We start from the raw sequence: 20,546 nt of genomic DNA, 5'->3' as shown, positions 1-20,546 counted from the left end.
GACTGCCGACACTATCCGTTCGGGAGGGCGGTCCGGCCTCAGGGGCGGCGGATCTGGGCGATGATGGTCAGCACGTCCTCGACCAGGACCCGGGAGGCGTCCTCGTCGTCGGACAGGGCGACCTCGGAGACCGCGGCGGCGAGCGCGCCGGTGAGGACCACGACCAGTGCTCCCTCGTCGCCCTCGAACAGGGCCGCGTTGCGCTTGGCCCACTGCCGGAGCCTGTCGCGCATGATGAGCTCGAACCCCGGCGGCCCGTCCCCGCGCAGGAACAGCGCGGAGATCTCCCGCTCGGTCAGGCAGCCCTCCAGGTAGGCGCGGGCCCCGGCGATGAACAGCCGCATCGGGTCGCTCTCACCGTCGGCCCTGGAGTCCTGGACCGCCTGCTTGGTCCGCTGGGTCTGACGGGTCTGGAACTCCTCGAAAAGGGTGAGGTAGAGGTCGGCCTTTCCGGAGAAGTGATGGTAAAGACTTCCGACGCTCGCTCCCGCGCGGGCGACCACGTCGGTGACCCCGGTCTCGGCGAAACCGCTCGTGACGAAGATCTCCCTCGCGGCGGACAGGAGCGCGACGCGCGTGGCGGCACCTCGCTCGGAGGTCCGCGCCCCCACACCTTTCACCAGTCGTTCCGTGTCGCTGCTCATGGTGGGCACATTATCCTCCGCCGACCGGTCAGAGGGGTGCCAACTACGATCGTTGCATTGACCACGAGAGGGGTTTCCCACCATGTCCGATGAGACGTCCGTTCCCGACGCCCTCGCCACGGGAGAACACGCACCCGATCGCAACCTCGCTCTGGAACTGGTCCGGGTCACGGAGGCGGCCGCGATGGCCGGTGCCCGCTGGGTCGGGCGGGGTGACAAGAACGGCGCCGACGGCGCCGCGGTGAACGCCATGCGCCAGCTGATCAACACGGTGTCCATGAGCGGCGTGGTGGTGATCGGCGAGGGTGAGAAGGACAACGCGCCGATGCTCTACAACGGCGAGCACGTGGGCGACGGCAGCGGCGCGGCGTGCGACGTGGCCGTGGACCCGATCGACGGCACCCGGCTCACCGCGCTCGGCATGCCCAACGGCATCTCGGTGATCGCGGTCAGCGAGCGCGGCTCGATGTACGACCCGTCGGCCGTTTTCTACATGGACAAGCTGGTCACCGGCCCCGAGGCCGCCTCGTCGGTCGACATCAACGCCCCGGTGGCCGACAACATCGCCGCGGTGGCCCGCGCCAAGGGCGGTGAGCCCTCGGACGTGACCGTGGTCGTCCTCGACCGGCCCCGCCACGAGAAGATCATTCGTGAGATCCGGGAGACCGGCGCCCGGATCAGGCTCATCACCGACGGCGACGTGGCCGGTGCGATCATGGCGGCCCGGGTGGGTACGGGCGTCGACCTGATGCTCGGCATCGGCGGCACCCCGGAGGGCATCATCGCCGCCTGCGCGCTCAAGTGCCTGGGCGGCGTCATCCAGGGCAAACTCTGGCCGCAGGACGACGCCGAGCGCCGCAGGGCGCTGGACGCGGGTCTCGACCTCGACGCCACGCTGAGCACCGACGACCTGGTCAGGTCCGACGACGTGTTCTTCGCGGCCACCGGGATCACCGACGGCGAGCTGATGCAGGGTGTCCGCTACCGCGCGGGCAGGGCCATCACCAACTCCCTGGTCATGCGCGGCCGTTCCGGGACGATACGGAAGATCGAGAGCGAGCACCAGCTCTGGAAGCTGCGGGCCTACAGCGCGATCAACTTCGACAGCGCCAGCTGAGCGGCGGCACCGGAGCCGGCCGGGGAGCGGCCCCGGGCGAGGGTTCTCGGCGAAGAGCCCTCTCCGGGGGATCGGTGACGCCGGGAAACGGCGTCAGCGGCGGAACCAGGAGCGGCGAGGACGCTTGGGAGACTTGGCCACGATGCTCCCGAGCGTGACGACGCCGGTGATCTCGATGACCGGCCCGTCGGGCGAGGCCGGGACCTGGTTCTTCTTCCCGCCCATGAACGCCGAGGCGGGCATCTCGATCCGCACGCCCTCGGGGACGATCAGGGTGAGGGTGCCGCCCATCACGGTGACGTGCAGGGTCACGTGGCTGGACTGGAGCAGCGCGTCACACAGGTCGAGCTTGACGTTGGCGCAGATCGCGGTGGCCGTGAACCGGGTCGGCACGACCCAGCGGCCCGAGCGCTCCTCGGAGCCGAAGAACGCCGTCACCGGGCGGACGTCGGTGCGGAGCGGCTGCGCCTCGGGCGGCAGCAGGTCGGCGGTGAGCGCGGAGAGCTCTCCCAGCGTGCGGGCGCGGTAGAGGGCCTCGGTGCGCTCGTCGTGCTCCTCGTGGTCGAGGCGCCCGTCGGCGAGCGCGTCGCCCAGCACGGCGGCCACCCTCTCGCGGTCGGTGTCCCCGGCCCTCAGATCGGCGGGGCGTGGCTCGGGGGCGTAACGGCGGACGGCGGGGGGACGGGGACTCTCCACCCTTCGACCATAATCCCTGCCGGGGCTCCGGCAGCGACGAGAGAGCGCCGGCGTGCCCCGGAAGGCCGGGCCCGCAGCACCGCGGGCCCTTTCCCCGGCGGGATTTCCGGTCGCCCCGATCCCGGGCACGGCGGACTTCGGCCCCTCACCTTCGAGCGCCCCGTCCGGTTCCCCCGGCCCCCGGCAGCGCCGGTCGCCTACCGGTCACCTGCCGGTGGAACCGGCAGGTGACCGGTCATTGACCCCCGGGTGACCCGCCCATAACCTGACGGGAACTTGAATCCCCCTCACGTTCCCCCCGGAGGTCGTCATGCCGACCCCACGTGACCGGCAGGCGCGCGTGGCGACCTGGGCGGCCTTCTTCGTCCAGGGCCTCTGCCTCGCCACCCTGCTCACCCATGTGGTCGACCTCCAGCACAAGTTCGCGCTCAGCGACGGCGACCTCAACCTGGTCCTGCTGCTCGTACCGGTGATCGCCGGGGTCGGCAGCGCGGTCGCGGGCCCCCTGGCGAGCCGGTACGGCAGCGCCCCGGTCCTGCGGATCTCCCAGGTCGGCGTCTGCACCGCGGTGATCCTGTCGGGCTGGAACGACCGGCTCGCCGGCCTGTACGCGCTCAGCGCGATGTTCGGCCTGTTCCTCGGCGCGGTGGACGCGGCGATGAACATGCAGGCGGTCGCGGTCGAGCGCCGGTACGGCATGAGCGTGCTGACCGGCTTCCACGCCGTGTGGAGCGTCGGCTCGATGCTGGGGGCCGGATTCACCTCCGCCTTCAGCGAGCTCGGCGTGGAACTGCGCTGGTCCTTCTCCGTCCCGGTGCTGATCGGCGCTCTGATCTCGGTGATCGTGCTTCCGCGCCTCTACGGGCGGGAGGAGGAGAGGTCCGCCGAGCGGGCCGCGCCCGCGGCGGTCAAGGTGCCGTGGCGGCCGATCATCCCGCTCTGCCTGGCGATGGCGTTCCTGTACGTCGGCGACGCGGCGGTCTCCAGCTACAGCACGGTCTACATGGAGAAGGCGCTGGCGGCGAGCGGCTGGCTGGTGCCGTTCGCCTACCTCGCCTACCAGGCGACCATGCTCCTGGCCCGCGTCCCCGGCGATCTCGCCGTCCGCAGGTACGGTCCGGCGCCGGTGGTCCGGGCGGGCGCGGTGATCGCGGCCGCGGGCACGCTGGGGGTCGTCGTGGCGCCCGGCGTCGCGGTGGCCGTCGTGTCGTTCGGCCTGATCGGCGTCGGCCTGTCCGTCATCGCCCCGCAGTCGTTCTCGGCCGCGGGCCGGTTGGGTGCCGGGGCGGAGACCGCGATCGCGCGGGTCAACATGTTCAACTACGTCGGCGTCCTCGTCGGCGTCGCCGTGGTCGGGACACTCAACGACACGGTGGACATCCGGGTGGCCTTCGTGCCCGCCGCCGTCCTGGTGGTACTGATCGTGTTCCTCGCCAGGGGCTTCCAGCCGGACCCGGAACCCGCCGCACGGCCGTGACCCCGGGGACCCCGGGGACCCCGGGGACCCCGCAGGTGCCGGAACCCGCCGCACGGCCACGGCCCCGGTCGCGGCAGGACCTCACAGGTAGGTGCGCTGGTCCCGTTTGGCCTGCTCGTAGGCGGCGCGGGCCCGCCGCGCCTCCGGCAGCCCCGACACCTCCGCCACCGGGACGTCCCACCAGGCCGTGGTCTGCGGAGCGGGACCCGGCACCGTCTCGACGTACACGACGGTGGTGCCGACGGCCTCCCTCGCCTTGGTGAGCGCCACCCGCAGGGACTCGGGGCCGTCGGCGCGGATCACGTCGGCGCCCAGGCTGGCGGCGTTGGCGGCCAGGTCGACCGGGAGCAGTGCCCCGTCCAGCGCGCCCCCGGCCCCGCGCATCCGGTAGGCGGTGCCCAGGCGCCCCGCGCCGACCGCCTCCGACAGCCCGCCGATGGAGGCGAAGCCCCGGTTGTCGACCAGCACGACGACGAGCTTGACGCCCTCCTGCACGGCGGTGGCGATCTCCTGGGCCATCATCAGGTAGGACCCGTCGCCGACCAGCACGAACACCTCGCGCTCGGGCGCGGCCAGCTTCACCCCGAGCCCCCCGGCGATCTCGTAGCCCATGCAGGAGTAGCCGTACTCGACGTGGTAGGACTTCGGGTCGCTCGCGCGCCACAGCTTGTGCAGGTCGCCGGGCATCGACCCGGCCGCGTTGACCACCACGTCCGAGGGCCGGGCCACCTCGTTGACCATGCCGAGCACCACCGGCTGGGTCAGTGCGTCCCCGGTCGTCAGCAGGGAGACCTGCTCCTGCCACTCGTGGGTCAGGCGCGTCGCCCTGGCGGTCCAGCCGAGATCGGCGCTCCAGTCGCCGAGGTCCAGGGCGCGCAGTGCCTCGCGGGCGTCGGCGACGAGCATCTCGCCGGAGTGCTTGGCGGCGTCGAAGGCCGCGACGTTGACGTTGAGGAACGCGGCCTCGCCGAACAGGGTGCGGGAGGCGGTGGTGAAGTCGGTGTAGCGGGTGCCGACCCCGATGACCAGGTCGGCGTCGCGGGCCAGGTCGTTGGCGGCGGCGGTGCCGGTGTGCCCGATCGCGCCGACCGCGCAGGGGTGGTCGTACGGCAGCGTCCCCTTGCCCGCCTGGGTCTCCCCCACCGGGACGCCGTGGTCGGCGGCGAACGCGGCCAGCGTCTCCCACGCCTCGCTGTAGACCACCCCGCCCCCCGCCACGATCAACGGCCGCCGCGACCGCCTGACCAGCTCGGCCGCCCGCGCCAGCGCGGCGGGTTCGGGGACGGGCCGCGCCACGTGCCACACCCGGCGGGCGAACAGCTCCTCGGGCCAGTCGTACGCCTCCGCCTGCACGTCCTGCGGCAGCGCCAGGGTGACCGCGCCCGTCTCGGCCGGGTCGGCCAGCACCCGCATCGCGGCCGGGAGGGCCGCGAGGAGCTGCTCGGGCCGGTTGATCCTGTCGAAGAACCGGGAGACGGGACGCAGCGCGTCGTTGACGGTCACGTCGGGGAAGCGGGGGTCCTCCAGCTGCTGCAGGACCGGGTCGGCGGCGCGGGTGGCGAAGACGTCGCCGGGCAGCAGCAGCACCGGGATCCGGTTGATCGTGGCCAGCGCCGCCCCGGTGACCATGTTGGTGGCGCCGGGGCCGATCGAGGAGGTGCAGGCGAAGGCGGACAGCCGGTTGCGGGCCCGCGCGTAGCCGACGGCGGTGTGCACCATGGCCTGCTCGTTGCGCGCCAGGTAGTACGGGAGGTCGCCGTCCGTGCCCGCCCCCCGTTCGGCCAGGGCCTGCCCGATCCCGGCGACGTTGCCGTGGCCGAAGATGCCCAGGCATCCGGCCACCAGCCGGTGTTCCACTCCGTCGCGCTCCGACCACTGGTTCGCGAGGAACCGCAGGAGCGCCTGTGCCACGGTGAGTCTCATCGCAACCCCTCAGAGGGCCTTACAAGGCCTTTGTCATCGGAAGCCTCGGGTCGATCGGCTGCTGTGCCCACGAGGCGCGGATCCAGGCGTGCCGGGGGTCGTCGCAGAAGGCCATCGACCGCTCGGGCGCGGGCCCGGCCAGCACGTTCAGGTAGTAGAGGTCGTAGCCGGGGGCCGCCATCGACGGGCCGTGGTAGCCGCTGGGCACGAGCACCACGTCTCCGGCGGCCACCTCGGCCAGGGTGTCGTGGGTGCCGTACACCCGCTGGTAGCCGGGACCGCCCTCGAAGTAGTAGATCTCCTCCAGCACGGCCTCGCGCTCGGAGGCCGTGTCGTGCTTGTGCGGCGGGTACGACGACCAGTTGCCGCCGGGGGTCAGCACCTCCACCGCGACGAGTTTGTCGCAGTCGAAGGCGTCGGGGGCGCAGAAGTTGTTGACCTGGCGGCTGGCCGGCCCCGTCCCGCGCACCTCGACGGGGACCGCCCGCGCGGGGCCGTACCGCACGGGGAGACGTCTGGTCGCGCGGGCGGCGGGGAGGGCGAAGCGGCCCTCGCCGGTGATCCGCGCGGTCGCGCCGACGGGCAGGTACGCGAAGTCGGTGACCGCGTGGAAGACAGAGGTCCTGCCGTCCAGCGTGAGCCGCTCCCCGTCGCACTCGACCACGCACGTGCCCGACAGCGGCAGGACCAGCATCTCCTCGTCACCGGTGCCGAACTCCACGCCCTCGCCGGACAGGCAGAGCACGCGGAGCCCCGCGTACGTCCACCCGGCCGCCTCCGGGGTGATCGACAGCGCCCACGGCGCCCGCGCGGTGCTTCCCGCGGGGATGAAGGTCATGGCCGCTCCTCGCCGTCGCCGTCGCCGCCCCGATCCGGTCTTTCGCGCGTGCCCTCGCCGTCGCGGTTCCGGTCCGGTCTCCCGTTCGTACCCGCGCCGATGCGGTTCCGGCCCGGTCTCCCGTTCATGTCACCTCCAGCATCGCCGCGGCGGTGTCGACGGCCGCGGCCACGTCGTCATCGGAGGGATACAGCAACGCGCGGCCCACCACCAGACCCCGCACGCCGGGAAGTCGCAGAGCCTCACGCCAGGCCGCGTAGGTGAGCTCCGGCGCGCCGCCCGGGTCGCCCCCGAGGAGCAGCGTCGGCAGCGTGGTGGCCCGCATCACCCGTTCCATGCCGTCCACGACCGGGATCTTCAGCCAGGTGCGCGCGGAGGTCGCGCCGAGCCCCTGGGCGACGTGCATGGACCGGATGACCCCCTCGGGCGACAGGTCGTGGGTGACCGCGCCGCCCGCCCGCCGGGACCAGAACGGCTCGACCATCGCGACCAGGTCGTGCGAGGCCAGCTCGGTGACGGCCCGGCCGCACGATTCCAGGGTGCGGGCGGTGGTGAGGTCGTCCATGCCGATCCGGCAGAGCATCTTGCCGCCGTCCAGGCGTGTCCTGACGATCGAGGAGGTGTCGTAGGCGGTGAAGCGGTCGTCGAACTCGAAGGCCGACCCGTGCAGGCCGCCCCGGTTCATCGACCCGATCACGACCTTGCCCTCCAGCACGCCGAGCAGCAGGAGGTCCTCGACGATGTCGGGGGTGCCGAGCACGCCGTCCACGCCGGGCCTGGCCAGCGCCACGCACAGGCGTTCCAGCAGCTCGACGCGGCTCTCCATCGCCCCGGGACGGCCGCCGACGCCGACGACGCCCCTGGCGGTGTGGTCCGCGGCGATGATCAGGAGCCGGTCACGCTCCTCCAGCGGTCTCCCGCGCCGCCGCGCCGCCGCCGCCTCGGCGATCCGCCCGGGAAACCGCGCCCGCGTGTCGAGGAGCGTCCGGTGCTCTCGCTCGTTCATGTGCCTCCCCGCCCTGTCCGGCCGTCACCGCTCGCGCCGAGCACGTCCATCACCTCGTCGATCCGTGGCATGGCCGGGGCGCAGGCCAGCCGTCCCGCGACGATGGACCCGGCCGCGTTGGCGAACCGCAACGTGGTCTCCAGGGGCCAGCCTTCGAGGAGACCGTGGCAGAGGGCACCGCCGAAGGCGTCTCCCGCGCCGAGGCCGTTGACCACCTCCACCGGCACCGGCGGCACCTCCACCGTCTCGCCCGCGGTCATGCCGAGCACCCCGCCCGCCCCCCGCTTCACGATCGCGAGCTCGACGCCCGCCGCCAGCAGCGCCGCGGCCGCCTCGTGCGGCTCGCGGGTGCCGGTCGCCACCTCGGCCTCGTCCCGGTTCCCCACCGCCACCGTGACGTGGCGCAGGGCCTCGCGCACCTGCTCGCGGGCCTCCTCCGCGCCGGACCAGAACATCGGGCGGTAGTCGAGGTCCAGCACGGTGTGCGGCACGCGTCCCCTGGCCCGCCAGGCCGCGAGGTGCGCGCTCCGGGAGGGCTCCTGGGACAGCCCGGTGACGGTCGCCCAGAACAGCCGGGCTCCTGCGACGGCCTCCAGATCCAGCTCCTCGGGGAAGATCTCCAGGTCGGGGGCCTTGGGGAAGCGGTAGAAGTAGAGGGGGAAGTCGTCCGGCGGCCGGATCTCGCAGAACGTCACCGGGGTGGGCAGGTGCGCGACCGGGGTGACGAAGCCGTCGTCGACCCCGTACTCGCGCAGCGCGTCGTGCACGAAGAGCCCGAACGGGTCGTCCCCGGTCCTGGTGATCACCGCGCTGGAGCGGCCCAGCCGGGCGGCGGCCACGGCCACGTTGGTGGGGCTGCCGCCCAGATACTTGCCGAAGGTCTCGACCTCGCGCAGCGACACCCCCACCTGCAGCGGGTAGATGTCGACCCCGGCCCGCCCCATGGCCAGAACCTCGATCATGCGCCTCCCCCGCCGGGCGGCTCACCGGGAGACACCCCGCCGATCCCGGCCCCGTCGATCCCGGCCGCGCCGCCCGCCGGCTCGCCGGCCCCACCGCCTCCGGACGGCCCGGTCTCGTCGCCGGTGAGCTTCCTCAGGTACGCCAGGCTCTCGCGGACGTTCTCCTTGGGGTCGCCGGAACCCCTGGGAGCACCGGGAGCACCGGGAGCACCGGGAGCGCCGTCGGCGGGACCCAGCACGACGTCCTGCTCCAGGACGTACCAGCCGCCGTACCCGGCCCTGGTCAGGCCGCCGACGATGGCGGGGAGATCCACGTCGCCCCGGCCCAGCGGGCGGTAGAGGCCGTCCTTCACCGCCCGGGTGTAGGTCAGCTCGCCCGCCCTGACCCGCCCGGCCACGGCGGCGTCCACGTCCTTGAGGTGGACGTGCGCGATCCGCTCCGCGGCGTGGGAGACCAGCTCCGCGGGGTCGGTGCCGCCCGCGAGGAGGTGGCCGGTGTCGAGGCAGAGCGGCATCGCGCTGCCGTCGAGCACCCGCTGGACCTCCTCCCGGTTCTCCACCACGGTCCCGATGTGCGGGTGCAGGGTGACGGTCCTGCCGAACTCCTTGGCGTTCTTGAGGATCCGGCGCAGGTTGCCCATGAGGATCTTCCAGGCGGCCGCGTCCAGCTCCGGCCTGGCGTCGTAGCTCTCACCGCCGGTGGAGGCGGCCAGCACGACCACGTCCACCTCGCCGTCCATGAAGGCGCGCATCGCGGCCCGGACGACCGGGAGCGGGTCGTGGTCGGCCTCGTGCAGGACGACGGGGACGAACCCGCCCACCGCCCGCAGCCCGTACTCCGCGAGAAGGGAGCGGCAGCGCGTCGGCGAGGGCGGCAGGAACCCCTCGGGGCCGAGCTCGGTGGCCGTCAGGCCCAGCTCCCGCATCTCGGCGAGCACCTGGGAACGATCCAGTTGCCGCCCCCAGCCGGGGACCTCGCAGACCCCCCAGGAAATGGGCGCGCCGGCCGTTCGCACCGGACCACCTCCGCCGGCGGAGCCGGTCTCTCTCACCGGGTCGCCTCTTCTCACACGATCACCTCCGTGACGCGCACCGGACGACCCTCGCGCCGGGAGAGCTCCGCGGCCTCGGCGAGATAGAGCGCCGCGAGGGCGTCCTCGACAGTGCAGGGACTCTCCGTCTCCCCTCGCGCCGCGCGGAGAAACGCGTCGAGCTCGGCGACGTAGGCGGATTCGAACCTGGCCGCGAAGTCGGGCCAGGGCTCGCCCGGCGGCTGCAGGCCCTCGGCGCTGGTCAGCGGCACGCGCGGGTCGAGGCCGACCGCCCAGGTCCGCAGGGTGCCCGCCAGCTCCATCCGCACGTCGTACCCGGCGCCGTTGTACCGCGACCCCTGAAGGGTGACGAGCGTGCCGTCGTCCATGGTGAGCAGCGCGGCGCTGTTGTCGACGTCCCCCGCCTCGGCGAAGAACGCCTCGCCCCGGTTGGCGCCGGTCGCGTAGACGGTGTCGGCCTCCCTGCCGGTGACCCAGCGCAGGATGTCGAAGTCGTGGATGTGGCAGTCGCGGTAGATGCCACCGGACATCGGGATGTATCCGGGGTCGGGCGGGCAGGGGTCGGCGCTCACCATGTGCACCCGGTACAGCGTGCCCAGCTCGCCGCCGGCCAGCGCCCTCCTCGCCGCGGCGTACCCGGCGTCGAAGCGCCGCTGGAAGCCGATGTGCACGACCGTGCCGCTCCGCCTGGCCGCGTCGAGCACGCGGAGGGTGTCCCGTACGCCGGGCGCCACCGGTTTCTCGCAGAACGCCGGCACCCCCTCGGCGCAGGCGCGCATCAGCAGCTCGGCGTGGGTCGCCGTGGGAGTGGCGACCACCACCGCGTCGCTGTCGAACGCGTCCCCCACCCGGGCTCCCAGCCTGGCGGCCACCTCCGCCGCCCGCCCGCCGTCCGCGTCGCTCACCACCAGCTCCTCGACCCCGGGATGCGCCGCCAGGGTCGCGGCGTGGAACGCCCCGATCCTGCCGAGTCCCAGTAGTCCAACACGCATCGTGCCTCCGAAGAAGAAAGCGGTCGATCTCCAGTTCTAAGCGAGGAGTCAGAAGCCGTCAAGAATTTGTCAGGACATCCAGACGATCCATCGGACCGTACCGGAAGCTCCGGCGTGAACGTGTTCGCAGGTGGGAGGCTTGCTCACGGGGCGGGGCGACGGCGCAGGGCGTCCGCGAAGGCGCGGATCGTCGCGTCGGCGCGGCGGGCGGGCAGGCGGGCGAAGCCCATCACCAGCGCGGGCGGGCCCGGGGCGTGCCGCATCGGGCCCACCGGCTCGACCGCGAGCCCGCACTCCTGGGCCGTCTCCGCCACCGCCGTCTCGTCCCACCCGTACGGCAGCTCGGCGAGCAGGTGGAGCCCGGCGGAGACGCCCCACACCGTGATCTCGGGAAGGTGCTCGCCGAGCGCCAGCGCGAAGGCGTCGCGGCGGGCGCGGTACTCCCGGCGCATCCTTCTCAGGTGCCGGTCGTAGCCGCCGGTCGTGACGAAGTCGGCCAGGACGTACTGCTCCAGGACGGGCGAGCCCAGGTCCAGCTCGCCGCGGGCCAGCCGCAGCGACTCGGCGATCTCGGGCGGCGCGGCCACCCAGCCCAGGCGGAGCCCCGGGGCCAGGGACTTGCTGACGCTCCCGATCAGGATCACCCGGTCCGGGGCGAGGCCCTGCAGGCAGCCCACCGGGTCGCGGTCGAAGCGGAACTCCGCGTCGTAGTCGTCCTCCAGGATCGCCGCTCCGGTCGCGGCGGCCCACTCGATCAGCTCGGCGCGGCGGCGGGGCGAGAGCACGACGCCCGTCGGGTACTGGTGCGCGGGGGTGAGCAGCACCGCGCGCGCCCCGGTCGCGGCCAGGGCCCCGACGTCGACGCCCTCGCCGTCCACCGGGACGGCGACCAGGTCCGCGCCCGCGGCGTGCAGCAGCGGGAGCTGTCGTCCCCCGGCCGGGTCCTCGACCGCCAGCCGGATCCGGCCGGGGGGCGGCGCCGGACGCGAGGCCCGCCGGACGAACCAGCCCAGATCGTGGGGCGAGGGGCCCTGGGGAAGCCTCCCCGCGAGCGCCTGGATCGTGAGGCTGACCCCCTGGGCCACCCCGCCCACGATCACCAGGTTGTCCGGGCTCACATCGGCCGCCCTGACCCTCCTGAGATAGGCGGCCAGCTCCTCGCGCAGCGCCGGGACACCGCCGGGATCGCCGTAGTCCAGGGCCTCCGCGGGCAGCGCGGCGAGCGTCCTGCGCATCGAGGCCAGCCACCGCTCCCTGGGGAACGCCCCCAGGTCGGGCGCGGTGGAGCGGCGCCCGTGGTACGGCTCGCGATCCCCTTCCGCGCCGCGGGCCTCCGCGGGCCGGGACCCGGCGCGCGGCGGACCCTCCGGCGTCCGGGAAGAGCCGTCAGGACCGGTGGGGCGCTCGGGAGGGACGGGGCGGGCGGCGGGACGGCCCGCGGCGGGGGCCACGGTGGTTCCCGCCCCGATCCGGGAGATCAGGAACCCCTCGGCGACGAGCTGCTCGTACGCCTCGACCACCACGCCCCGGGAGAGGCCGAGATCCCTGGCCAGCTCGCGGCTGGCAGGCAGCCTGACCCCCGCGGCCAGCCGCCCGCGGCGTACCGCCTCGCGGAGCTCGCGGGCGATCTGGGCGGCGACGCCGCCCGCCGCCCGGTCGACGACGAGGTGCAGATCGGCCAATTGGTCCTCTGTTCCGCTGCCGTATTGGACCCGACAGGGGTGCCATTGGCTTCCTAGCATTCCGCACATGAACGTGGATGTCAGTACCACCCGCCCCACCACCCGCCCCGCCGGCCTGCGGGAGTCGCGCGGTCCGGTCCAGGCCGCGACGGCGATGTTCCTGGTGGGCACCCTGGCGGCGGTCGCCGGGGTGATCGGGGACTACCCGGTCTACGGCGGCCAGGCTCTGCGCCACCTGCTGGCGGCCGCGGCCCTGCTCACCGTCGCCCGGGTCGCGGGACTGCGGTTCGTGCGGCTCACGGCCCGCGAGACGGCGCTGCTGGCGACGCTCTCCCTGACGGGACTGGTGATCTTCAACGTGTGCGTGGTCGAGGCCACCCGGTACGGCGGCCCGGCCCTGGTCGGGACCGTCCTCGGCACCGTGCCGCTCGCGCTGGCCCTGCTCGGCGGGCGCCCCTCGCCCCGGCTCCTCGGGGCGGCGGCGCTGGTCGCCGCCGGGGCGACGGTGGCCGCCGGTCTGGGCACCGGCGACCTGCCCGGGCTGCTCTGGTCGCTGGGCGCGCTGGGCTGCGAGCTCTGCTTCTCCCTGCTGGCCATCCCGCTGCTGCCGAAGCTGGGCGCGGTACGCGTCTCGGCGTACTCGGTGACGCTGGCCGTGCCGATGCTGGTGATCGCCGGCCTGCTCGCGGACGGCACCGCGATGTTCCGCGTGCCGACCGTCTCCGAGGCGGCGGGCCTGGGCTACCAGGCGCTGATCGTGACGACCGTGGCGTTCTTCCTCTGGTACGACGCCCTGCCCCGGCTCGGCCCGGGAAGGGCGGGGCTGTTCGCCGGGCTGATCCCGGTCGGCGCCATCGTCACCGGCGCCGTCCTCGGCATGGGCGCGCCGGCGGTGCCCGACCTGCTCGGCGCCGCGCTCGTGGTCACCGGCATCGTCGTCGGCCTCAGCTCAGCGGGCTCACCCGCTGCGGGGGCACCTCGACCGGCTGAGGCGGAGCGAGCCGCTGCCGGGGGATCTCGACCCGCTGGGGCAGGCTGATCTGCCGCGCGGACTCACCGGCCCGCCGCAGGGGCAGGGTCACCTGCTGCGAGGGCAGTCTCGCCCTGCCCGAGGCGACCTTCAGCCGCTGCCGGGAGAGGGTCAGCGGGGGCTCCGGCCAGCTCACCGGCCATTGGGGGGTACGGCCGTTGGATTCCTTGATGCTCGTCAGCGTGATGGCTATGAGTGACACGCCGAGGCCGGCCACCACGAAGATGGCCACGATCGCCAGCAGGACGATGTTTCCGGCCAGGACGGCGTTTCCGATGTTCATGGTGTCCCCCAGCTTCCGCCGGACGCTCGGCCCGGCTCCTCTCACCTTTCCCTGTACATTCGGACATATGTGCCCAAAAGACGCATAGCCCACTAATGCTTGTCCCAAATGTGCTGATTTAGCGTTATATGTCCACGCGCTGATATGCGGCTCGGAGGAGGGAGTCCACCGCACCGACCGCGAGGACGGAGCGTGAACGCGAGGCCGTACCCTCTAGGGAAAACAGCGCCCGCACGGAGGATCGACGACGATGCCCGAGTTCGACTACACCGACCTGCTTCCCATGGGACCGGACGAGACGGAGTACCGTCTGATCACCGCCGAGGGGGTACGGGTCGTCGAGGCCGCGGGCCGCAGGTTCCTGGAGGTCGAGCCCGAGGCGCTGCGGCTCCTCACCGAGAACGCGATCCACGACATCTCCCACTACCTGCGGTCGTCCCATCTCGCCCAGCTCCGCAAGATCATCGAGGACCCCGAGTCGAGCGGGAACGACCGCTTCGTCGCCCTCGACCTGCTGAAGAACGCGTCGATCTCGGCGGGCGGCGTGCTCCCGATGTGCCAGGACACCGGCACCGCGATCGTGATGGGCAAGCGCGGCCGCCACGTGCTCACCGACGGCGCCGACGCCGAGCACATCTCGCGCGGGGTCTACGACGCCTACACCCGGCTGAACCTGCGCTACTCCCAGATGGCCCCCCTCACCATGTGGGAGGAGAAGAACACCGGCTCCAACCTCCCCGCGCAGATCGAGCTCTACGCCGAGGACCCGGGCGGCCACCCCGACGAGTACAAGCTGCTGTTCATGGCCAAGGGTGGCGGCAGCGCCAACAAGTCGTTCCTGTACCAGGAGACGAAGGCGGTGCTCAACGAGAAGCGGATGCTCCAGTTCCTGGAGGAGAAGATCCGCTCCCTCGGGACCGCCGCCTGCCCGCCGTACCACCTGGCGATCGTCGTCGGCGGCACGTCCGCCGAGTTCGCCCTGAAGACCGCCAAGTACGCCAGCGCCCGCTACCTGGACTCCATCCCCACCGAGGGATCCCCCTCGGGCCACGGCTTCCGCGACACCGAGCTGGAGGCCAAGGTCTTCGAGCTCACCCAGAAGCTCGGCATCGGCGCGCAGTTCGGCGGCAAGTACTTCTGCCACGACGTCCGCGTCATCCGCCTCCCCCGCCACGGCGCCTCCTGCCCCGTCGCCATCGCGGTCTCCTGCAGCGCCGACCGCCAGGCCCTGGCGAAGATCACCCCCGAGGGGGTCTTCCTGGAGCAGTTGGAGACCGACCCGGCGAGGTTCCTGCCGGAGACCACGGACGACCACCTCTCGGACGACGTCGTCAAGATCGACCTCAACCGACCGATGCCGGAGATCCTCGCCGAGCTGACCCGATACCCGGTCAAGACCCGCCTGTCGCTGACCGGGCCGCTGGTGGTCGCCCGCGACATCGCGCACGCCAAGATCGGCGAGCTGCTGGACGCGGGCGGCGAGATGCCGGAATACCTCAAGAACCACGCGGTCTACTACGCCGGGCCCGCCAAGACCCCCGAGGGCTACGCCTCGGGCTCCTTCGGTCCCACCACCGCCGGGCGGATGGACTCCTACGTCGAACGCTTCCAGGCGGCCGGAGGCTCCAAGGTCATGCTCGCCAAGGGCAACCGCTCCAAGCAGGTCACCGACGCGTGCCGGACCCACGGCGGCTTCTACCTCGGCTCCATCGGCGGCCCCGCCGCCCGCCTCGCCCAGGACTGCATCAAGAAGGTGGAGGTCCTGGAATACCCCGAGCTGGGCATGGAGGCCGTCTGGAAGATCGAGGTCGAGGACTTCCCCGCCTTCATCGTCGTGGACGACAAGGGCGAGGACTTCTTCACCGACTCCACCGGCCCCGTCCTGACCATCGGCCGCCGCTGATCGCCCCCTGACGGGGCGCCGCCCTTTCAGGAGCCGCCGTACAGGCGCCCGAGGTCGACGAGTTCGACGTCGGAGCGCCGTGCGGCGGTGTGCGCGAGGTCGGCGGTGAAGCCCGACCGGGAGAACAGCAGGAGCTTGGGCGGCGCGGTGACCTTCGCGCCGGGAAGCAGCCCCCGCAGGTGTTCGAGGCGCTGGAGCTCGGCGAGGGGGATGGGGGTGGTCGTGCCTTTGGCCTCCCCGATCGCGATGATCCTGTCGGCGGCGAACGGAGCCGTCTCGGTCACCACGATGTCCAGTTCGTGGCCCTGCCGGTGCTCCTTGCAGGGGATCTGCGTGGGCTGGACGGCCGCCGCGACACCTCCGAGGGTTTCGGCGGCGGCGTGTTCGAGGCACCACTCCCTGGAGAGGTCCTCGAAGTGAGGACCGTAGATCTTCCCTGAGACCGTGTCCGCGTTGGCGGCCCAGACCTGGGCCGCTCGCCGTACGACCAGTTCCGGCTCGTGCCGCTGGATGAGCAGCTGATGAAAGCGGACGACGGGTTCCGCGACGCGGAACAGGGCGCGCTTGTCCCGCAGGGCGTCGTCGACCTGCTCGATCAGGCCGATGTCCTGAAGCCCCGACAGCAGGTGAGCCAGGGCGCTGCTCGGGCGGCCGAGCGCCGAGGCGATCTCCGAACGCCGATGGTTACCGGCGCTGAGAGCGCTCAACGTGGCGGCGTAAGAGGTCGGATCGGCGATCGAGGGCTCCTCCCTGAGCAGGAGCGCACCCTCGCGGAACATGGCCGAGGCCGGGTTGAGCAGACGGCGCTCCACCCATCTGTCGAACGCCGCGAGGTCGGCCGGCCCGGATCCACCGCACATCTCAAGGTAGGCCGGAGTCCCGCCGACCAGGGCGTTCAGCCGGAACGCGAGCTCGGGGTCGTGGCCGGCGTTCCAGAAGGCGGCGGCGTCGCGGAATCTGAACGGCCGGACGACCAGCTCCAGCGAGGCTCGTCCGCGAAGCGGCGCTCCACCACCGAGAAGCTGGGCCATGGTGGTGAGAGCGCTGCCACAGAGGATCATCCTGGTCCGCGTGCGCTCCTTCGCGTGGCCGAGCGGGCTGAGCGCCGCCTGGAGGTACGAGGGCAGGGCGGGGGTCGTCGCGGTCAGGTAGGGGAACTCGTCGACGATGACGGGTACGGCCCGCTCCTCGCCGAGACGCAGCAGTTCGTCCAGCGCGTCACGCCAGGTGCCGAAGACGACGGGCACGCCCAGTCCGCGAAAGGCCGCGTAGGCGGCACCGAGATCCGCGAGGTTCTGCCGCTCGCTCTGCTGGGTGGCCGCGAACAGGAATCCGCCCGTCTCTCTGGCGAGCAGTTCGAGCATCAGCGTCTTGCCCTGCCTCCGCCGGCCGTAGACCAGGCCCAACGTTGCCCCGGGAACAGGAGACATGACGAACTCCGAGAGCTCATCCCATTCCACGTCACGACCGAAGAGGCGGTCCGGTTTTGCGATCATCCACTCTCCGACACTGAACATGAGATTGGTAGTTCCAACTATCATAGTTGGAACTACCAATCTCATGTTCAGTCACGCCCAGTCCACCTCCAGGGGATAGCCGGGTCGCTGTCTGGTCGTCGAGCACGTCTACGACCACCACGGCAATGTCGGGACGAACTCCACCCCGCTGCTGGTGTTCGACGTCGGAGAGCACGCCCATTACCTCCAGTACCGCCACGTACGGCCCGATTATGGAGAGAAGCTGTGGAGCCTGGTCGATTGGTCAGATGTCACGCAACGTTTCTCAACAGTCACGAGCGCGAAAATCTGACCCAAGTTGGCAAGAAGATTCGGCCCCGTCTCTACTGGTCGCATTACGCAAATCGGTAAGCTGCACCACATGCGTGCGCCGCCCGGATACCTTCTCGCAGCGCGCTACCGGCTGTCGGAGCCGGTGGGGCGCGGTGGCATGGGCACCGTCTGGCGAGCACACGACGAGTTGCTCAACCGCGAGGTGGCCGTCAAGGAGGTCCGCCTCCCCCTGGTCCTCGACGAGGAGCTCCGTGCCGAGCTGTGCGCCAGGACCGAGCGCGAGGGACGCGCGACCGCGATGGTCGCCCACCCCTCCGTCATCACCGTCTTCGACGTCGTCACCGAGGACGAGCGCCCCTGGATCGTGATGGAGCTGCTCCGCGCCCGATCGCTGGAGCAGCTCCTCCAGGACCACGGACCGCTGCCGCCGCGCCAGGTGGCCGAGATCGGCAGGCAGGTCCTGGGGGCGCTGCGCGCCGTGCACGCCAAGGGGATCCTCCACCGCGACGTGAAGCCGAGCAACGTCCTGGTGACCGACGACCGGGCCGTGCTCACCGACTTCGGCCTGGCCGCGCTCGAGGGCGACGTGTCGATCACCCAGGCGGGCATCGTGCTGGGTTCCGCCGGATACATCGCCCCCGAGCGCGTGCTGGGGGCCAAGGCCAGCCCGGCCGGCGACCTGTGGTCGCTCGGCGCGACCCTCTACACCGCCGTCGAGGGCCGGGGCCTGCACGGGCGCCGTACGGCGGCGGCCGCGCTCGCCGCGCTGACCAGTGGCGAGCCGATCCCCATGGAGCGGGCCGGACCGCTCACGCCGGTGCTGCGCGGCCTCCTCACGATCGACCCGAACTCCCGGCTCGAGGCGGGACGGGCCTCGATGATGCTCGCCAGGGTGGCGGCCGGCGGGATGGCCGAGGAGTCCTTCCCCAGGCCCCCCGGGCGGCCCGACGGCAGGCCGTCCGCGGGCGGGTCCGACGGGGCGTCGGCTCCGCCGTTCAGCCGCCGCTCGCAGCACCGCGGGCTGCACCGGGTCGGCTCCGCGCCGCCCCCGGCACCGCGGCCCTCCTCACCCGGATCGCCCCCGCCGCCGTCGGGGCCCGCGTCGGGGCCGACACCCCAGCTTCGCGCGCACCGGCGTCCCGGCGAGGGCGTCCACCGGAAGCCGATGGAGATTTCGCCAACCTATCGCCCAATTGTCCGTTTTATGACACCCTTCATAAGGTTGGTCCTCCCGCGTCTTCTCTGGCCGAGGGAACTCCGTAAGCGCGGGTAAAGCGCTTCTCAAGGTGGAATGGCTATCTTCTTCTCATGCCGGAACAGCAGACGCGTGTGCTCGCGGACCGTTACGAGCTGATCGCGCCGCTCGGCCGGGGCACGATGGGCACCGTTTGGAAAGCCCACGACCGTTCCCTCGGCCGTGAGGTCGCCATCAAGGAGATCCGCCAGGAGCCCGGCCTCACCGAGGCGCAGCGCACCGAACTTCGGGAACGGATGATCCGCGAGGGTCGTACGGCCGCCCGCATCAGCCACCCCTCGGTGGCCACCGTCCACGACGCCATCGTCGAGGACGGCAGCCCCTGGATCATCATGGAGCTCGTGCAGGCGCGTTCCCTGGAGCAGGTGATCGAGGAGGAGGGTCCCCTCCCACCCCGCCTCGTCGCCGAGATCGGGGCCGACCTGCTGGGGGCGCTCCGCGCGGCCCACGCCCAGGGGGTCCTGCACCGCGACGTGAAGCCCGGCAACGTGCTGATCACCGAGAGCGGCCGGGTGGTCCTCACCGACTTCGGTATCGCCAAGGCGGAGGGCGACACGAGCCTCACCAAGACCGGCATGGTGATCGGCTCCCCCGGATACACCGCGCCCGAGCGGGCACGCGGCGAGCACACCGGGCCCGAGTCGGACCTGTGGTCCCTCGGCGCCACGCTGTACTTCGCGGTCGAGGGCCGCCCGGCCTACGAGCGGTCCTCGGTGGCGGAGACCCTGGCCGCGCTGATGAGCGAGCAGGTCGACCCGCCGACCCAGGCGGGACCGCTGCGCCCGGTGCTCGAGCAGCTGCTGGAGAAGGACCACACGACGCGGCTGACGGCCGCCCAGGCGGGCGCGCTGCTCCGGGCGGTGGCCGACACCCCCTCGCACCTGGCGGAGTCCCTCCCCCCGCCCCCGGCGCCCGCCGCGGCCCCTTCCTCCCCCGCCTTCGCACCGTCTCCCCCGGCCTCCGAGATCCCGCTCGTGGATGACGCCGGAGACACCGAAGACACGGGGGACGCCGAAGACGCCGAGGACACGGCGGACACCGGGCAGGAGCCGGAAGGCCCCGACGCCACCGAGGACGGCGCCGGTGGTTTCGACGCCGACCGCACCATGGTGGTCATCCGCCCCAAGGACGGTCTGCGCATCCCCGGAGGGGCGGCGCCCGCCGAACCCTCCGCCTCTCCGGCGCCGGCCTCCGGCCGTCCGACGACCTCGCCCTACCCGGACCGGCCGCCTCTCGGGGAGCCGGGCAGACCGGTCGCGGGACGGCAGGGTCCCGCCGGTCTCGGCACCCCCGTCGCGCGGGGACCCGCGACTCCCGGTGGCGCCTTCGGGAGGCCCGGGGCGTCCGGGCGGGGTGCCTTCGAGGAGCCGGCCGAGGAGACGGCGGCCTTCGGAGGTCCGGGAAGCGAGTCGGCGGCCACCCCGCCCCACGGGTTCCCGGTGAGCGGCAGACCCGATCTCTCCGCCACCCCGCCGCACGGCTTCCCCCCGGTCGATCCGGAGTTCGCGGCCTCCGGCGAGGGACGGCCGGGGTCCCCTGACTCCGAAGCGCCCCCTCCGCCGCTGAGGCTCTTCCCCGGCAACCGGCCGCCCGGCGCCGGCGGCCCGCCCGACCGGGGAGGGCCGGGGCCCGCGCAGCCCTGGCGTCCGCCGGGCCCCGAGGCGTCCGACGGCGCCTACCGTTCCCCGGGCCTGGGCACCGACCTGTTCGCGATCGCGAACCAGAACGCCCGGCCCGACCCAGGCCGCCCAGGGCCGAGGAAGCCGCCGTCGCAGAAGACCCGGATCGGCGTCCTCGTCCTCATGGGCGTGGCGGCGATCGCCCTCGTGGTGATCATGATTCTGACGGTGGCCGCCTTCTTCTGAGCACGGCCCGGAGCGCTTCCGGGCACGGCCA

18 protein-coding genes are annotated in these 20,546 nt (G+C 72.6%); 7 read left to right on the top strand and 11 right to left on the bottom strand.

Annotation, left to right across the window (positions count from 1 at the left end; translation table 11 throughout):
* Window positions 1–38: 38 nt before the first annotated feature.
* Complete coding sequence (locus AB0G15_RS08955; protein WP_362685143.1) at window positions 39–644, bottom strand: TetR/AcrR family transcriptional regulator; 606 nt, start codon at window positions 642–644, stop codon at window positions 39–41.
* Window positions 645–726: 82 nt separating this feature from the next.
* Here AB0G15_RS08955 and glpX point away from each other — a divergent pair, with 82 nt between their 5' ends.
* On the top strand, window positions 727–1,761 hold the full coding sequence (glpX, locus tag AB0G15_RS08950) for a class II fructose-bisphosphatase (protein ID WP_362836839.1): 1,035 nt from the start codon (window positions 727–729) through the stop codon (window positions 1,759–1,761).
* 93 nt (window positions 1,762–1,854) lie between these two features.
* Here glpX and AB0G15_RS08945 read toward each other — a convergent pair whose 3' ends face one another.
* A complete protein-coding gene (locus AB0G15_RS08945) occupies window positions 1,855–2,457 on the bottom strand; it encodes a DUF1707 domain-containing protein (protein WP_362685137.1) in 603 nt (200 codons plus the stop codon).
* Between the two features lie 310 nt (window positions 2,458–2,767).
* Between AB0G15_RS08945 and AB0G15_RS08940 the strand changes: the two genes are divergently transcribed.
* On the top strand, window positions 2,768–3,934 hold the full coding sequence (locus AB0G15_RS08940; RefSeq protein ID WP_362836837.1) for an MFS transporter: 1,167 nt from the start codon (window positions 2,768–2,770) through the stop codon (window positions 3,932–3,934).
* Window positions 3,935–4,015: 81 nt separating this feature from the next.
* Here the strand turns inward: AB0G15_RS08940 and iolD are convergent, their stop codons facing one another.
* From iolD to AB0G15_RS08905, 7 genes are all read right to left on the bottom strand, one after another.
* Window positions 4,016–5,857 carry a 3D-(3,5/4)-trihydroxycyclohexane-1,2-dione acylhydrolase (decyclizing) gene (gene iolD / locus AB0G15_RS08935; RefSeq protein WP_362836835.1) on the bottom strand — a complete coding sequence of 614 codons (1,842 nt, stop codon included), beginning with the start codon at window positions 5,855–5,857 and terminating at the stop codon, window positions 4,016–4,018.
* Between the two features lie 19 nt (window positions 5,858–5,876).
* Entirely contained in the window at window positions 5,877–6,695 is an 819-nt protein-coding gene (gene iolB / locus AB0G15_RS08930) for a 5-deoxy-glucuronate isomerase (RefSeq protein WP_362836833.1), read from the bottom strand.
* 124 nt (window positions 6,696–6,819) lie between these two features.
* The gene (locus AB0G15_RS08925) at window positions 6,820–7,701 is read right to left on the bottom strand and encodes a deoxyribose-phosphate aldolase (protein WP_362836831.1); all 882 of its coding nucleotides are present in this window, start codon (window positions 7,699–7,701) and stop codon (window positions 6,820–6,822) included.
* The gene (gene iolC / locus AB0G15_RS08920) at window positions 7,698–8,663 is read right to left on the bottom strand and encodes a 5-dehydro-2-deoxygluconokinase (protein ID WP_362836829.1); all 966 of its coding nucleotides are present in this window, start codon (window positions 8,661–8,663) and stop codon (window positions 7,698–7,700) included. Before iolC ends, AB0G15_RS08925 begins: the two co-directional genes overlap by 4 nt.
* The gene (locus AB0G15_RS08915) at window positions 8,660–9,679 is read right to left on the bottom strand and encodes a TIM barrel protein (protein ID WP_362836827.1); all 1,020 of its coding nucleotides are present in this window, start codon (window positions 9,677–9,679) and stop codon (window positions 8,660–8,662) included. The genes iolC and AB0G15_RS08915 overlap by 4 nt, the downstream gene beginning before the upstream one ends.
* 50 nt (window positions 9,680–9,729) lie before the next feature.
* Window positions 9,730–10,707 carry a Gfo/Idh/MocA family oxidoreductase gene (locus AB0G15_RS08910; protein WP_362836825.1) on the bottom strand — a complete coding sequence of 326 codons (978 nt, stop codon included), beginning with the start codon at window positions 10,705–10,707 and terminating at the stop codon, window positions 9,730–9,732.
* A gap of 143 nt (window positions 10,708–10,850) precedes the next feature.
* Window positions 10,851–12,389 carry a PLP-dependent aminotransferase family protein gene (locus AB0G15_RS08905; RefSeq protein WP_362836823.1) on the bottom strand — a complete coding sequence of 513 codons (1,539 nt, stop codon included), beginning with the start codon at window positions 12,387–12,389 and terminating at the stop codon, window positions 10,851–10,853.
* 67 nt (window positions 12,390–12,456) lie between these two features.
* Between AB0G15_RS08905 and AB0G15_RS08900 the strand changes: the two genes are divergently transcribed.
* Window positions 12,457–13,428: a DMT family transporter gene (locus tag AB0G15_RS08900; RefSeq protein WP_362836821.1), complete on the top strand. Its 972-nt coding sequence runs from the start codon at window positions 12,457–12,459 to the stop codon at window positions 13,426–13,428.
* Here AB0G15_RS08900 and AB0G15_RS08895 read toward each other — a convergent pair.
* Window positions 13,334–13,702 carry a hypothetical protein gene (locus AB0G15_RS08895; protein ID WP_362836819.1) on the bottom strand — a complete coding sequence of 123 codons (369 nt, stop codon included), beginning with the start codon at window positions 13,700–13,702 and terminating at the stop codon, window positions 13,334–13,336. The two genes, AB0G15_RS08900 and AB0G15_RS08895, sit on opposite strands and share 95 nt — an antisense overlap.
* A 250-nt stretch (window positions 13,703–13,952) precedes the next feature.
* Here AB0G15_RS08895 and AB0G15_RS08890 point away from each other — a divergent pair, with 250 nt between their 5' ends.
* A complete protein-coding gene (locus tag AB0G15_RS08890; RefSeq protein ID WP_362836817.1) occupies window positions 13,953–15,605 on the top strand; it encodes a fumarate hydratase in 1,653 nt (550 codons plus the stop codon).
* 26 nt (window positions 15,606–15,631) lie between these two features.
* Here AB0G15_RS08890 and AB0G15_RS08885 read toward each other — a convergent pair whose 3' ends face one another.
* Complete coding sequence (locus AB0G15_RS08885) at window positions 15,632–17,101, bottom strand: ATP-binding protein (protein WP_362836815.1); 1,470 nt, start codon at window positions 17,099–17,101, stop codon at window positions 15,632–15,634.
* 112 nt (window positions 17,102–17,213) lie between these two features.
* On the opposite strand from AB0G15_RS08885, the gene AB0G15_RS08880 reads away from it, so the two are divergent.
* The 3 genes from AB0G15_RS08880 (at window position 17,214) to AB0G15_RS08870 (ending at window position 20,515) form a co-directional block, all read left to right on the top strand.
* On the top strand, window positions 17,214–17,414 hold the full coding sequence (locus tag AB0G15_RS08880; protein ID WP_362837101.1) for a Fe-Mn family superoxide dismutase: 201 nt from the start codon (window positions 17,214–17,216) through the stop codon (window positions 17,412–17,414).
* A 69-nt stretch (window positions 17,415–17,483) separates the two neighbouring features.
* Window positions 17,484–18,668, top strand: coding sequence for a serine/threonine-protein kinase (locus AB0G15_RS08875; protein ID WP_362836813.1), 1,185 nt, complete (start codon window positions 17,484–17,486; stop codon window positions 18,666–18,668).
* 35 nt (window positions 18,669–18,703) lie between these two features.
* A complete protein-coding gene (locus AB0G15_RS08870) occupies window positions 18,704–20,515 on the top strand; it encodes a protein kinase (protein ID WP_362836811.1) in 1,812 nt (603 codons plus the stop codon).
* Window positions 20,516–20,546 lie beyond the last annotated feature (31 nt).

It is taken from the genome of Streptosporangium sp. NPDC023825, assembly GCF_040639575.1.
Classification (GTDB): Bacteria; Actinomycetota; Actinomycetes; order Streptosporangiales; family Streptosporangiaceae; genus Streptosporangium.
This window is presented reverse-complemented; position numbering and strand designations above follow the sequence as displayed.